Genomic DNA, 14,819 nt, shown 5'->3' on the forward strand with positions numbered 1-14,819 from the left:
TATAATATCGTGAAAACTACGTTCAAAAATAACGCTTTAGTCCCTAGTCTTCAAATTCTTCTTTTAATATACTTATTACTTCTTGGATTGTTTCCTCTTCAAGATCTGTACGAGAGACAAGATCTTTAAAGTCATAATCCAATACACTCTTAGCGGTATCCAATCCAATTTTCTTAAATTCTTGAATTACCCATCCTTCGATTTCGTCGCTAAATTCTGTCAACTCTACATCTTCTTCAGCACCTTCACGTAACACATCAATTTCATAACCAGTTAATTGTCCTGCTAATCTAATGTTGTGACCTCCACGACCAATTGCTTTACTTACCTCTTCTGGACGCAAGATAACTTCCGCTCTTTTAGTTTCTTCGTTAATTTTTACCGAAGTCACTTTCGCAGGGCTCAATGCACGAGTTATAAATAATGTCAGATTTGACGTGTAATTAATTACATCAATATTCTCGTTTCCTAATTCTCTAACAATTCCATGAATTCTTGAACCTTTCATACCTACGCAGGCACCTACAGGGTCAATACGGTCATCGTAACTATCCACGGCAACTTTTGCTTTTTCACCTGGAATTCTAACTACTTTTTTAACGGTAATTAAACCGTCAAAAACTTCAGGAATTTCAGATTCGAACAAACGCTCTAAGAATAATGGATTTGCTCTCGACATGATAATCGACGGTTTGTTTCCTTTTAATTCTACACTTTCAATAATACCGCGTACGTTGTCTCCTTTTCTAAAAAAGTCTGACGGAATTTGTTTGTCTTTTGGTAAGATAATTTCGTTTCCGTCGTCATCTAACAAAATAACTGCTCTGTGGCGTATGTGGTGCACTTCGGCAGTGTACATATCGCCTTCAAGCTCCTTAAATTGCTTGTAGATGATGGTGTTGTCGTGCTCATAAATTTTTGAAATCAAATTTTGGCGCAAAGCCAAAATAGAACGACGACCCAATTGTATCAATTTTACTTCTTCAGAAACATCTTCACCCACCTCAAAATCGTCTTCAATTTTACGTGCCTCAGATAAAGAAATTTCTTCGTTTGGATCCTCAACTTCGCCATCGGCAACCACCACACGATTTCTCCAAATCTCTAAATCTCCTTTGTCTGGGTTTACAATGATATCAAAGTTATCATCACTACCATATTTTTTCTTGAGGGCGTTTCTAAAAACTTCCTCTAGTATCGCCATGAGCGTTACTCTATCAATTTGTTTATCGTCTTTGAACTCAGAAAATGATTCAATTAACGCTAAATTTTCCATATCATTTTAATTAAATGTTACCATCACTTTTGCTTCTACAATCTCGTCGTAAGTAAGGTCTGCTTTTTTCTTAACAGTTACCTTTCCTTTCCCTACAGGCTTGGGCTCACGTGCTTTCCACTCTAGGGTAATATATCCTTCTGCAACATGAGTCAATTGGCCTTCAATGGTTTCTCCTCTCGTTGTTTTTATTTTTAGATTTCGGTCTAGATTTTTATTATACTGCCTTGGCATTGTTAAAGGCTCAGACACTCCAGCACTCATAACTTCTAACGAAAAATCTTCCTCTTCTCTATCTAGATTATGCTCAATTGCTCTGCTTATGGCCATGCAATCTTCAACTTTCACACCTTCATCACCATCAAGTATTACTACAATTTTATTATCGCCAGTAATATCTAAATCAATTAAAAATAACGAAGGATTTTCGGCTAATGCTTCGTTCAATAATGTAGTTACCTTTTCTCTCATCAATTACAGTTATAAAAAGAGGGGACGCTATGTCCCCTCTCTTTTCGTATCAAATTCGGTGCAAATATAAAACAATTTTTGGTTTAAAAAAAATAGCGAGCCAAAGCGTAATTTTTCGTAACTTAGTACTTACTTAAACCATCCTAAAATCATTGCCTATGAAACGTATATTAGTCCCAACAGATTTTTCAGAACAAGCAGAAAACGCCCTTAAAGTAGCTGCGGAAATTGCTAGAAAAAACAACTGCGAAATTTACCTTGAACATTCGTTGGACATGCCCTCTCAAATTCGTGGTGTCCAAAACACCAGCGGTATGCCAGAGTCTTTGTATTTCATAAAACTAGCTGAGAAGAAATTTGAAGAATTAATGAAAAAGGACTATTTACTACCCATAGAAGTTCATAACGCAATTGGTCATAACGAGATTTACAACGACATAAATCAAGCCGTAGAAGAAAAGAACATTGACCTTGTGGTTATGGGAAGTCATGGCGCCAGTGGCTTCAAAGAGTTATTCATTGGTAGTAACACCGAAAAGGTAGTACGGACTTCAAAAGTACCCGTACTCGTTATAAAAAATGACCACGCAAAATTGGACATTAAAGATTTTGTCTTTGCTACAGATTTTTCAGAAAAAAGCAGATGGAGTTTTAATGAAGGGTTAAAATTTGCAAAAGTAGTTGGAGCAAAAATGCACCTGCTTTATGTAAATACGCCAGCAGGTTTTAAATCCACCGAAGACGCCACAGAAATGATGGAGAATTTTGTACAAGGAATGGGCGCTGACAACTGCACACTTAACATACACAATGCATTTTCGGTTGAAAAGGGAATTTTACAATTCACCAAATATAAAAATGCACAATTGATAGGAATGAGTACTCACGGCAGAAAAGGATTGTCACATTTCTTCAATGGCAGTATTAGTGAAGATCTAGTAAATCACGCAAATATGCCCGTGATTACTTTTAGAATTCAATAAAAAATACAGTTACTTTTGAAATATTTCTGACGAAAATGCTAATTGTATTTTCTTCGGAAATATTTATTAATATTCAAACATTTAAAATAATTCATGTTTCGCTATCTGATTTTTCTCTCGGTCACATTTTTGTTTTTAACTTGCGGAACACCCACTAAAAAGACTAAGAATATTATTGGGCCTAATCCTAAAGAAACTAACAATTCAATCCCAAAACCTCCAATTTCCGAAAATACAACCCCAAAAGTTATAGCATCCACCCTTCCCAACGGAGCTGTAATTGGAAACTATAATGGTGACTTAAAACCATTTTACGCCAAGGTGGATAGAGTAGACATTAAAAATGAGATAACATATATTTCATTTGAGGATAATAGATTTCCGCAGTTATTAATACCTAAAACTTATGGCGGAACTGTTAGCCCCCTCATTCTTGACGGATTTGACAGGGATTTATTATTACTAACGGCTAAATTGAAAGATGAAAACTTCAATAAATATTTTCTCTATGTCCTACGGGAAAATCAATGGAAACCTGTTATAAATGGTTTTGCCATTCATAAAAGCCACAAGCCAGAAGACCTCCAAGTAATTAGGGTCAATCCGGAAAACCCCAACGAATTACTTCGGTATTATTCAGTTTTTGATATTGACAAAAACAGCGAAACCGGATACAAATGGTTACTTCTCGAAGAGAGCGTTCCTAAAAGAGCTTGGTGATTTTTTTCTTCGGAAATGTGACTATAATGTAGCCGTTTATCTTAAATCAATCAAGTCGATTGGCTTTCTGCTCATCTTTGGGAAACGCAACATATTTAATTCTTTTTTGTCGTGAAATTCAATGGTAGGAGTTACACGTAACTTGGCTCTAAAGTGATCTTTAACCTCATGCAGAAATTCTTCGGTTTCTGTCTTGGCTGCTATCTTGATTAATATTTCGTCCGTACCCAAATCATTGAGTGATATTTCGATTAAAAAACAGTCAATCTTTTCAAAATCATTGAGCACGTTATACATGGCCGGTGGATATAATGTGGTACCCTTATATTTTATCATTTGCTTTTTACGACCTACCACAGGACCCAATCGCATCGTGTTTCTGCCACAAGGACAAGGACTTGTGTGTGCTCGAACCATATCGCCTGTTTTAAAACGCAGCAATGGCATTGCTTCCACGCCCAATGTGGTAATTACTAATTCGCCAACTTCCCCATCCTTGACCTGTTGGTCTTTATTGTTTAAAATTTCAGCAATGATGAGTTCGGGATGATGATGTCCACCTTTACTTTCACCACATTCGTTAAATGCTGTACTCATCTCAGTACTAGCATACGTTGAATACAATTTAATATCCCAACCGGTCTTGATTTTAGTCGCTAAAGTATTATAGGTAAAGTCTTCGTTTCTTATAGGTTCGCCAATGCAAATTGCGCCCTTTACACTACTTTTTGCCAAATCGATTCCATTATTCGTAGCGAACTCTATCATTTTCAATAAAAATGAAGGTACGCAAATGAGATAGGTAGGGCTAAACTTTAAAATTGAATCCCATTGTAATTCTGGAATTCCGCTACCCACTCTTATGATTCCAGCACCCAATTTACGTGCGCCAAGAAAATATGCCAATCCTGCCATAAACCTACGGTCCATTGTGGTCATCAATTGCATTACATCGTCAGGTTCAACCTCAGCACAAGCAAACGAAATTGCTTCATTATACGCCAATCGCTGCAAGTCCTTTTCAGACAATGCGAACGTTACGGGTTCGCCCAATGTCCCACTGGTAGTCACGTAATCAATAATTTTGCCTTTTGGAACACAAATAAAAGCGTCGTTATTTTGTTGTAATTGGTCTTTGGTAGTAATAGGTAGTCTTTGTAAATCTTCGAGTGTTTTTATTGCTGAAATTTCAATCTTATTTTCCCTAAATACTTTTTTATAATAGGCAGAGTGCTCCCCAATGTATGCAAGCATCTTTTGCATTTCAATTTCTTGAAAAGCTTTGATTTCTTGTAATGATGCTGATTCAATTTTTGGGGTCATTTCTTATTTTACTTTTCGTTGTGATTTTTTGATATACTTCTCTAAACTTTCAACATCCGGCACTGTAGTAATTTCTTTGGTCTTTGAAATTTTAAAAGCCCTTAAAGCTTCATTAAATCGTTTATGATCATAGTAATATCTGCCTGCAAGATAATGCGCTTTCCAATATTCTGGATTTTTAGTCTGTAAATCATTTAAAATTTCTTCTGAAATTTCTGTTTCATTACTAATAGCGCTTTCTATTTTTCTTTCTAAAACACGGTATTCCTCATAATTTTTATAGCTTTCCGTTTTAAGGAATGGGTCTGCCGGAAGTGTATTTTTTGTAACCGAAAGTGTTGTAGTCGCAGGGTTGTTCTTTCTGTCATTAAACACTTCGTTTAAATTATACGCTACAAATTCTCCCATTTGATAAGGGTTTGCCGAAATCCAAACCTCTAAAGTTTCGGGTTTAAAAACGATACCGTGATGTGCAAGCATTTGGTTTAATGCCTTCTCATTTCCGAAGCCTATTTTTTTATCGTCCAAGCCTTCTCTGTTTCGCAATAGCGACACGGCATCTTTGACGGTCATCTTCCCCTCGTCTTCCTTTAAAATTTCTTGCATTCGGTCAAATCGATACTTACTGTGACTTTCTTCTATGCTTTTTGAATTTCGCTTGTCATCTTCATAGGCATCACTTTGAAAATGATTTGAGCAAATTAACTGGTTGCTGTTTTCAACTTCGTAAACACCAAAGTTTTTTGGAGACACCTCAATTAGTGCTGCCTTTCCATCTTTGGCGCTTCCAATCAGTATGGTTTCACTCACAAAAACTTCGCGTTTCTTTGCAATGGCAATAGCTTCATCAATCGTAGTGGCGTATTGCAAAATTTCTCTACTCAAGATTGAAATGGGCGTTTTTGCAATCAACGGAATTTTAGATTTTGAAGCATTAATGGTAATGGTGAGTCCTGCGGTATTCATTCCGCTCGTCACTCCAGTAAATCCTCCCCAAGTAACACTTACGTAGGGATTTCCATCTTCGGGATTGATGAAGGCGATAATTTTTTGTTTGGCAAATTCATCTCCCGCATAGAAGTCAAAATTACGCGCTATGAGCAATTCGCCATCCTCTGTTTTTTCGTCCCAAGCTGCGAAAGAGGAACAACCCACTAACGCTAAATCCTGCAACGCGTGCCCAATATCATGTGCACTGTGCAGATATAACGATCGTAAATAGGGAGTTGCGAGTGTATTGAACTCTTCTGAACCATATTTTGACACGCCATATATTTCGGCTTTGAATTCTGGTTGGACGTGCTTATAAATTTTACGGTTGTACCATTTCAGAAAACTGCGCAAGAAACCTTGCCACGTTTTGTTGGGCACTAAATCGTTCACTTTAGTTAAAAATACACGCTCTTGGGTTTCAATCAATTCGCGGGTAAGACTTCCCATGACGAGCCCTCTTTCGTAAGGGTCACCTTCAACGTAAAGTTCCCAAAGTCCGTATTCGTTTCGGGTGAGGAAATTGTTTCCGGCGTGATAGGTCGTGTCGTTAATTTTTATTCTTTCTGGGATGTCACTATTGTATTGGCTCACATCTGGGATGTCCTTTAACGATTTTTGAACGCCGCAGGAAGAAACAAGCAACAAAAGCACATTTCCGAAGAGAAATAAAAACAACTTATTTTTATGCATTCGCTGAAGTATTTCCGAATTTTTTATTCACTTTTTTAACCATTTTCTCCTCTTTGTAATCAACCCATTTTTGACCGAAACTTTTACGCATTAAATTTTCAAAATTCCGAAGAATGATAACGTTGTAAAGCATGGTGGCGAGTGTGCCTGGTTTTTTGACAAACGAGCGTAATGTGATAGAGAAACCGCCATCGAGGTAATTGATGTAATGCCAGTAACCACTAGGCATGAAGAGTGCGTCACCGTGTTCCATAAAGACTTCGGTGGCTTCTAGATTTTTAAGTGCTGGATATTTTTCGAAATCGGGATTATCCATATCAATCGCTTCTAGATTGTGAACTGACCATGGCACGCGGTACATATATTTTGTTTGAGCTGGGTCAAATAGCAACACTCGTTTATGCCCGTGAAAATGAAAATGAACCAGATTTGCAAGATCCATGTCATAATGCGCGAGTACGTTTGAACCCTTTCCGCCAAAAAACATTACGGGTAATCTTTTGAAGAAATCCATCCCCACATCTGGGTATTTGAAATCATCCAATAACTGTGGAAGATTATCTAAAATATTAAAGAAAAACATACGTAAATCGGTAGGCTGTGTTTTTAAGATTTCCAGATAATCATAAAGCCGCATGTGCTTTGCCGCAGCAACAGACTTGCCTTTTCCTTTGGTTGGCTCATTATTATATAAGGGGACTTCAATATCGCCAGCGAGCGATTGCATGTAGTCAATATTCCATTTATTATACGCTGGCCAATCTTTAGTCCACCCTCCCTTGATAAGCACAGGGCGTTGTGGTTTTAAATACTGCGCAACGAAGTCCTCTTTTGATAAATTATCAACAGTTGTGACAGGTATCGTTTTTAACTTTCCCATAGTGATGAGGTTAGGTAATTGATTCTTTTTGGTTTGCCTGGGTCACTTTATCTACTAAATATTCTAGTCCAAGTATTGCCGAACAGGTCAACATCCCACTAATTGTAACGCCAAGTATGCCATGCATATTTAAACTGGCACCAGTAAAATATAAGTTATTTATTTTTGTGCGTGGCGAAATCATGGATTGCATTGCATTATTTATATCCTTTTCATAGCCATACATTGCGCCCTCGTTGCAACCTATATAATCGCGATAAGAAAGTGGTGTTGAGGAATACATGGATTGAATGCAGTTTCTAATATTGGGGAATTTTTTTTCAACTTCTACCAGTAGTTGCTCTTCTTTTTCTTTTTTGAAATCTTCATAGGATTGTCCACGCTCATTTTTATTCGCTGCTGTATTAAAAGTATCTTCCCAGTGACGTACATCATCAAAATGCATATATGTCATCACGGTTATTGTGTCGCCATATTCATTTGCGTTTTTTCTAATTCCCATAGACATCATATACGACTCTGGCCAACTTTGCTCCGTATAATTATGTAAATCCCAAACGGCATTACTATTCTTGTAATGATAATAGTTATGATTGCGGTATTCAAAACAATCTGGTTTTAAAACAATGTACAAACTAAAGGCTGCTACGGTACTTTTAATTTCTTCAATACGCTTAACATAACTCTTACGTAGATTTTCCTCGCCCACCATTTTAATGGTAAGCTTAGGTTCAATATTTGAAATAAAGGTATCGCCATATATTGTTTTTCCATTAGCAGTTTTAACTGCAACCACTTCTTTATTCTCTAGTAAAAAATCTACTACTTCATGTCTTTTGTAAGCAACGCCACCATTCTCTTTAAAGCGACGTAAGAGTGCTTTTGTCATTTGGCTACCACCGTTCAAACATCTATACGAACTTTCAATATATGAGTTAACCGAAAGCGCATGTACAAAAAATGGCGTTTTATCGCCATCTCCAGCATACAATAAATTACTTCCCGCGAGTACAGCTTGCAATTTTTTGTTTGATGTCAACGAAGCAATAAAATCTTTTGCATTAAGATTAAACAAACCAGACTCATTATAATTAGGCGACCCAGCTTTCACATTATACAATGGAAAACTATGGCACATTTCCTTTAATTTCTCACAATAGGTGCGGATGGCAACTTCTTCTTCAGGAAAATCTTTAACTAAAACACGAATAAAATTTTCATAACCTTGCGCATGCGCGTATGATTTTTCATCGTCACCAAACGAAATAATATCAAACCCATCCTCATCAAGCCGCAACCATTCAACCTCGTCCATGATTCCCAAATAAGTAAAATATTTGTACAAATTTTGTCCTTCGTCAAGTCCGCCCAAATAGTGAACTCCCGTGTCAAATATTGTTTTATCACGTGAAAACGTTTGAAGATTTCCGCCAAACTGATTGTTCTTTTCTAAAATACAAACGCTGCGACCTTCCTTGGCAAGCGTAATCCCAGCAACGAGACCACCCATACCACTCCCCACAATTACTACGTCATATTTTTCTGTCATTTTTTGGCTTCGTTTTTTAGCTAATTTTTTTAAATATACTAAGATTTACCACTGTGTGCAAAGTTTCAAATCCTTCTCGTTTGAGGAGTGCTTCGGAAATTTGTTGGGGCGAATCAATAAGCACTACCAATTGTACTTTTTCATTCTGAAACGCTAAAAATTCAACTTCTGAAAAGTCATCCGAATCAATCATGAACACCTCAATATCAGATTTTAAAATTTCCGAAGTATTTTCAACAAAATGTAACCTCAACTCTGAATTGGTTAAAAAACTATGTTGAAGCATTTCTCTCGTCTCACCATTTTGAATGTAGGAATTGATTTTTCTATTTGCGCTATCAAGCGCCAGTAAAAAATCTAATTGGCCACTCGATTTTGAAATGTTTGCTATTGTAGCATCTTTTGGTAACATTTCCGCGACAGCCTTATAGTTGGAAGCATTTATTTGTAAATCCTTTTTTACTTCATTATAAAGTTTGGTGCCTTTATAGCGATACTCCTCCAAAATCAGTTTATGGAAATATTTTTCGGTTTCTATTTCATTTCTTATGGTTTGAAATTCATCTCTAAAATAGGCTCCAATCTGTTTTGTTTTCTCACTATAGGTAGTTCCAAATTGAGTAGAATCTTTCGGGATGCGTTTTAAGATTTTTATGGTGATACTCCCGTCTTTGATGATAAAACTATTCTTGGGAAGGACTTCACTATTTCCGTGGATAAGCACTGGAATAATATCTAAATCTAATTTTTCGGCTAAAAAGAATGACCCTTTATGAAATCGCTTTACTTTATTTGTCATAGAGCGCGTGCCCTCGGGAAACGCAATCAACGAATAGCCTTGTTCCACTTTGGTCTGTAAATGTGGAACGGCTTCATCAACTCCTTTTGAGACGGGATAAAACCCTGCGAGTTTTACGGCTTTTCCAAAAACGGGGGAATTATAAACCCAATCATTCACAAGAAAAATAAGTTTGGGCGTTAACATACCCATCGCCAGAATATCCAGAAATGAGGTGTGATTTGCAATCAAAAATGCAGGTTTTTTAAAATCCTCTTGATGTGGATTGAGCACTGTTTTTTTGACAAATGGATTTGTGTACAATACACTTTTCATCAATTTTGAAATGCCTTTATGAAAGACTCCCATCTTTTTCTTTTTTGAAACGGGCAGTATTTTAAGTAGCGGACTCGCCAAAGAAAAAATTAATCCACCCAACCCAAAATATGTAAACGACAACACAGAATGTACTAAATAACGTAACGAAATCGGTCGTTTTGTTTTGCTTCCAATAAACAAAGTGAACAACAATGGTTGCAACGTAAACGCCAGCAACATCGCTGAAAAAATCCCTATAATGGAAACAAATGAAATGGTATATAATGCGGGATGTTTCGCAAAAATTAAAACACCAATTCCCAAAATAGTTGTCAATACCGAAAGTAAAATAGACGTTTTATGCGTCCCGAATCCTTCATTTCCAGTTTTCAATTGATGCAGCAAACCGTTTGTCACAAAAATGGAATAGTCAATCCCCAATCCAAAAATAAACGTGGAAATAATAATATTGAAAATATTGAATTCAATACCCAAAACACCCATAATCCCAATGGTAATTCCCCACGTTAAAAACACTGGTAACATCGTGACTATTGTAAGCGAGAGACTGCGGTAATAGAGCAAAAGCAATAACAGTACAACACCCATGGAATACCATATCAACTTATTAAAATCATCTCGCAATGACCCCAAGAGAGACTCGTTCATTTGTTTGCGGTCGATAATCAAAATTCCATTTTCACCCTCAAAATAGGTGTTCACCTCGTTTGCAAATTCGTCCTCCAATTTTACTACCGAAGTGACCGCAGTCATATCACTTTCTTCGGAAATGAAGTCTTCAATTCTTATACTCGGCAATTCGCCATATTCCGCTACCGAAAGTGTATTGAAACTATTTTCCAACAAGCTATAAAATCCATTAAAAGAAGTCGGTTTAAAACCTAGTTCTTTTCCGCTGGAAATTAAATTCTCTTTTAGTGTATCTATCCGTTCTTTTTTCCAAAACTGATTCCATTTTTCAATATTCTCTTTCTGGCTTTCTTGAGACTGCACCAACGCGCCAAGATTACTAAAGCTGATAATTTTGTGTTGTGATTCTAATTTTTTTAAACCTTCAAAAAGCTTGTCGTTGGCTTGTAGTGCTATTTCGGTAGTATTCCCGTAGGCGACTGCGTACACCGATTTTGATTCGATATTTGTTAATGCATCTAGATTTTTTTTGGCTCTTAAAATTTCAGCAGGCTCATAATTTAATGTGTTAAGATCATTATTGAATGTCACTTTATTATAGGTAAACATACTCATGATGAGCACTCCTATTATTGCGAAAATCAACCACTTATTGCGATGAAATTTATAATTGGCTATGCTATCTATAATTGATTTTTTTGCAACCTCTTTTGTTTTTATTCTATAGACCTGAGGGATGAACAACAATGCGAAAACGGCTGATCCAAGTACACTAACCGCTGCGAAAATCCCTAAATCTTGTAATGCTTGTGAGTCTAAAAAAAGGAGACATAAAAATGCAAGAGCCGTTGTGATTGAGCTCATTAAAATAGGTTTCGCAATTTCTTTATATAAACTTTCTACACCCTCATTGTTTCTAATGTGTGTTAAAATATGTAACGAATAATCCAGTGTTACTCCCAACAATACAGAGCCAATCCCCAACGAAATTGCAGATATTTCTGTACGAACCAAATACAGAATAGCCACTGATAATAATGCGCCTAAAACCGTGGGTGTAAATAGAATTAATGGGATAATGAGCTTTCTGTAAAATAGCATAAAAATGACCATCAAGACGGTCAGCGCAATCCCAATAGTAAATTGAATATCTTGTTTTATTTGCTTTGCATTTGCAACCGAAATTAGTGCTGCGCCAAAATACTCGCTTGATGCTTTAGCATCAAATTCGGTATTAAGTTCGTTTTGTAGTTTGTACAATTTATCTGAAAACTCTTCATTGCTCGCGGCATCATCTGCGGGATATTGAGGGGTGATAAACAGCAATAAATTTTGCTCATCTTTACTAACTACAAAACCATCCTTTAAAGTAAAATCATCACCAACTCCCAATTTTTGTAATTTTTTTAAACCGGTAAATGACAATCCGAGCGGGTCTCTTAAAATTGTTTTTCGAGCAATCAAACCTGACGGAGAGACTAACGTTCGGTAATTGCTTTGAGTGATTGCTGCGATGCTATCGGCTACTAGTTTGTTTTCAATGTTTTGATAATCTTCGGAAGATAAAAATTGGGGGAGATTGTTGTAAACAAAATCTAATGTGGTATCAACGCCTTGATCATCCACTTTGCCTTGAATGTCTTTAACAAAGCCACCAAGATTGGTGTCGAGACTATCTAAAAATGAAGTGGCATATTGGGTAAGGTCGCTGGTGGAACCTTCCGCTTTGCGAGATATGTTGACAATAATCTTATCAGTAAAATTGACACTTTTTAAAATCTTTTGAATGTTGCGGGTCTCTTCGTTGGCGGGGAGCAACTTGGTGATGTCTTCTTCAAATTTTATTTTGGAAGCAAGAAATGCAAGCATAAAAATGCAACTTGCAGCAATTAAAATTGCCACTAGTTTATTTTTCTTAATAAGTGTGTAGGCTTTGAACCAAATATCCATTTATGCCACTTTTACTTTTTTTCTATCGAGGATTGAGAATGTAATGTATCCTACAAAACCTAGTGCCAATGCGGCCAAGATAGCTAACGTAAAACTACCAATAATATAAGATTTAAGGTGTTTTATTATCTCAAAGTTTTCATTGATCAAATCCATTGAAATCACAAAGTCTGAACCTGTAATCCAGCTCCCAATTTGAACACTTGCCAATAGCAAAAAAGGAATAAACGGTGGTAAACTTATATTTGAAAAAGTAAACGCAATAACTTTATTGAGATTTAATGCGACTGCCAAAAAAATTACTAGCAATGTATGAAAACCCCAAAGTGGAGAAATGCCAATAAATACACCCAGTGCAATGGATTGAGCCTTTTTGATTGGAGAATCGTATACGCCGAGAAAATCTTCGGCTAAAAACTTTTTAAAGCCTTTTTTTTTAAAGCTTCTTATAAAATCTCGTGGCTTTATGTAAAGTAGCGTGACTAAAACAAACCAAGTATTCAAAATACTAATTCGTGTAAAATCTTTGAAAGGTCTGAAATGAGAAACGCGTTCGGTTTCATCGTATAAAACTTGAACGGGAACGTTCATCACATTCACCCCGCGCCAAGCAGCTTTTACTATTACTTCAATTTCGAATTCAAATTTCTTAGTAAAAAATGTGATATCCTTAATTACATTTAATGGATACAAGCGGTAACCGGATTGGGTGTCCTGTAATTTGATTCCTGTTTCAAACCAAAACCAAAAGTTAGAAAATTTATTTCCAAAACTGCTCTTTTTTGGAACACCCATTTGTGTCATATTCCGAGCACCAATTAGCAGTAAATTTTTGTCTTCGGAAGTTTCCAACAAGTTAACAAAAACCGCAATGTCCTCTGGAAAATGCTGCCCATCGCTATCGATGGTAATGGCAAAGTCATAGCGCATTTCAACAGCCTTTTTAAAACCGTTACGCAGTGCATTTCCTTTTCCTTGATTTTTAGGGATATGGACATGCGTTAACGAATTGTAATTTTTAAGAATTTCAGCAGTCCCATCTGTTGCACCATCATTGATAATGATAATGTTTGATGTGATATTTAAAACACCGTCGATGACACGAGTGAGCGTTTTTTCATTATTGTAAGTGGGTATAATGACGCAACAGCGCAAGGCTTCCATTTTTTGAGTAATGGTCTGTGTCATTAGTAGTTGTGAATTTAATTGTTTAGCAAAAATAATGTTTTGTTAAACAAAAATGCCAATTTCAATAGATTTGTAGGAACAAATATAGTTTTAACGACAAGGTTTGAAAAACTAAAGAGAAAAAATAACCAATATTGGGTAGATTCAATTAAGGCAGTCTAAAACAACGCTTTCTCCTCTTCACTAAAAACTCCAGACTGCATGGCGTATTTCTTTACAAAATCGCATACCTCTTTATTTTTAGTTTTCTTGAAATTAGTGAGTACGAAGGTTTTGTCTTCAGTAATTTCAGCATTGTACTTTAAAAATTTTGGAGCGTTTTCTTGAATGCTCAAACGTATCGTTCGCAGTTCAATGTTGTTTGGTTGTGCTTTGATTGCATTTTCAATCAACCCCACGCCATCTTTAAAATATTCCTTTTTTTGCTTTCCGCCTTTTTCATATTTAGCCAACACCGTCATCACAGCACCTTTATAGGCAGCGAGTATTGTTTTATCTTCAGACCCGCCTGTCGTGCCTTGGCGGGCAGGAATGTGCTGTAATTGAATAAATAAATTTTCAGCAACCTCTTTGTTATTATCAATGGAGGTGTACGCCTTTCTAACTTCCACAACGTTTTGTGCAGAGACAGAGGTCACTAAAAACAAACAAAATATAAATAGGTATTTCATTAGTTAATGGTTGTAAAAGTTGCGCTCATTTTTAACGCTAAGGTGTCTCCAAAAGAAGAGTCGTTTTTAATTTTATAGCCGTCCTCAGTTTCGGTAATTGTAATATTTATTGCGAGGTCTGGGGTTACATTTGGATTTATGATTGCCATAAACTTAATGTTTGAAGTCTGCGATAAGAACAAGGTTTTCTCTGTTGCTTTTTCTGTAAGCTCCTTAATAATCTGAATCATACAAACACCTGGCATCACTGGATTTCCAGGAAAATGTCCTTTGAAAATTTCGTTGTCTTTGTTTAAATGAATTTCAGCTTTTACCTCGCCTTCTTCATTACTAAAATTTGTAAGCTTATATAAATCCTTGATTAGCATAATTCTTATT

The 14,819-nt window shown here is 36.3% G+C and carries 12 protein-coding genes; 2 read left to right on the top strand and 10 right to left on the bottom strand.

What is annotated here, in order from left to right; all coding sequences use genetic code 11:
• Nucleotides 1-43 precede the first annotated feature (43 nt).
• Together nusA and rimP are read right to left on the bottom strand one after the other, a co-directional pair.
• On the bottom strand, nt 44-1,276 hold the full coding sequence (nusA, locus tag ACSHW7_RS01145) for a transcription termination factor NusA (protein ID WP_435677478.1): 1,233 nt from the start codon (nt 1,274-1,276) through the stop codon (nt 44-46).
• A 6-nt stretch (nt 1,277-1,282) separates the two neighbouring features.
• The gene (gene rimP, locus ACSHW7_RS01150; RefSeq protein WP_435677479.1) at nt 1,283-1,750 is read right to left on the bottom strand and encodes a ribosome assembly cofactor RimP; all 468 of its coding nucleotides are present in this window, start codon (nt 1,748-1,750) and stop codon (nt 1,283-1,285) included.
• 155 nt (nt 1,751-1,905) lie between these two features.
• Here rimP and ACSHW7_RS01155 point away from each other — a divergent pair, with 155 nt between their 5' ends.
• Together ACSHW7_RS01155 and ACSHW7_RS01160 are read left to right on the top strand one after the other, a co-directional pair.
• A complete protein-coding gene (locus tag ACSHW7_RS01155; protein ID WP_435677480.1) occupies nt 1,906-2,730 on the top strand; it encodes a universal stress protein in 825 nt (274 codons plus the stop codon).
• 93 nt (nt 2,731-2,823) lie between these two features.
• Entirely contained in the window at nt 2,824-3,450 is a 627-nt protein-coding gene (locus ACSHW7_RS01160; protein ID WP_435677481.1) for a hypothetical protein, read from the top strand.
• 36 nt (nt 3,451-3,486) lie between these two features.
• Here ACSHW7_RS01160 and ACSHW7_RS01165 read toward each other — a convergent pair whose 3' ends face one another.
• The 8 genes from ACSHW7_RS01165 to ACSHW7_RS01200 all read right to left on the bottom strand — a co-directional run bounded on the left by ACSHW7_RS01165 (nt 3,487) and on the right by ACSHW7_RS01200 (nt 14,809).
• Entirely contained in the window at nt 3,487-4,773 is a 1,287-nt protein-coding gene (locus tag ACSHW7_RS01165) for a phenylacetate--CoA ligase family protein (protein ID WP_435677482.1), read from the bottom strand.
• A gap of 3 nt (nt 4,774-4,776) precedes the next feature.
• On the bottom strand, nt 4,777-6,456 hold the full coding sequence (locus tag ACSHW7_RS01170) for a C45 family autoproteolytic acyltransferase/hydolase (RefSeq protein WP_435677483.1): 1,680 nt from the start codon (nt 6,454-6,456) through the stop codon (nt 4,777-4,779).
• Complete coding sequence (locus ACSHW7_RS01175) at nt 6,449-7,336, bottom strand: cupin-like domain-containing protein (protein WP_435677484.1); 888 nt, start codon at nt 7,334-7,336, stop codon at nt 6,449-6,451. Before ACSHW7_RS01175 ends, ACSHW7_RS01170 begins: the two co-directional genes overlap by 8 nt.
• A gap of 10 nt (nt 7,337-7,346) precedes the next feature.
• Nucleotides 7,347-8,885: a phytoene desaturase family protein gene (locus tag ACSHW7_RS01180; protein WP_435677485.1), complete on the bottom strand. Its 1,539-nt coding sequence runs from the start codon at nt 8,883-8,885 to the stop codon at nt 7,347-7,349.
• Nucleotides 8,886-8,901: 16 nt separating this feature from the next.
• Nucleotides 8,902-12,582, bottom strand: coding sequence for an MMPL family transporter (locus ACSHW7_RS01185; protein WP_435677486.1), 3,681 nt, complete (start codon nt 12,580-12,582; stop codon nt 8,902-8,904).
• Entirely contained in the window at nt 12,583-13,770 is a 1,188-nt protein-coding gene (locus tag ACSHW7_RS01190) for a DUF2062 domain-containing protein (RefSeq protein WP_435677487.1), read from the bottom strand.
• 158 nt (nt 13,771-13,928) lie between these two features.
• The gene (locus ACSHW7_RS01195) at nt 13,929-14,441 is read right to left on the bottom strand and encodes a hypothetical protein (RefSeq protein ID WP_435677488.1); all 513 of its coding nucleotides are present in this window, start codon (nt 14,439-14,441) and stop codon (nt 13,929-13,931) included.
• Complete coding sequence (locus ACSHW7_RS01200; RefSeq protein ID WP_435677489.1) at nt 14,441-14,809, bottom strand: 3-hydroxyacyl-ACP dehydratase; 369 nt, start codon at nt 14,807-14,809, stop codon at nt 14,441-14,443. The genes ACSHW7_RS01195 and ACSHW7_RS01200 overlap by 1 nt, the downstream gene beginning before the upstream one ends.
• Nucleotides 14,810-14,819: the final 10 nt, after the last annotated feature.

This window comes from Patiriisocius sp., assembly GCF_051252435.1.
Classification (GTDB): Bacteria; Bacteroidota; Bacteroidia; order Flavobacteriales; family Flavobacteriaceae; genus Patiriisocius.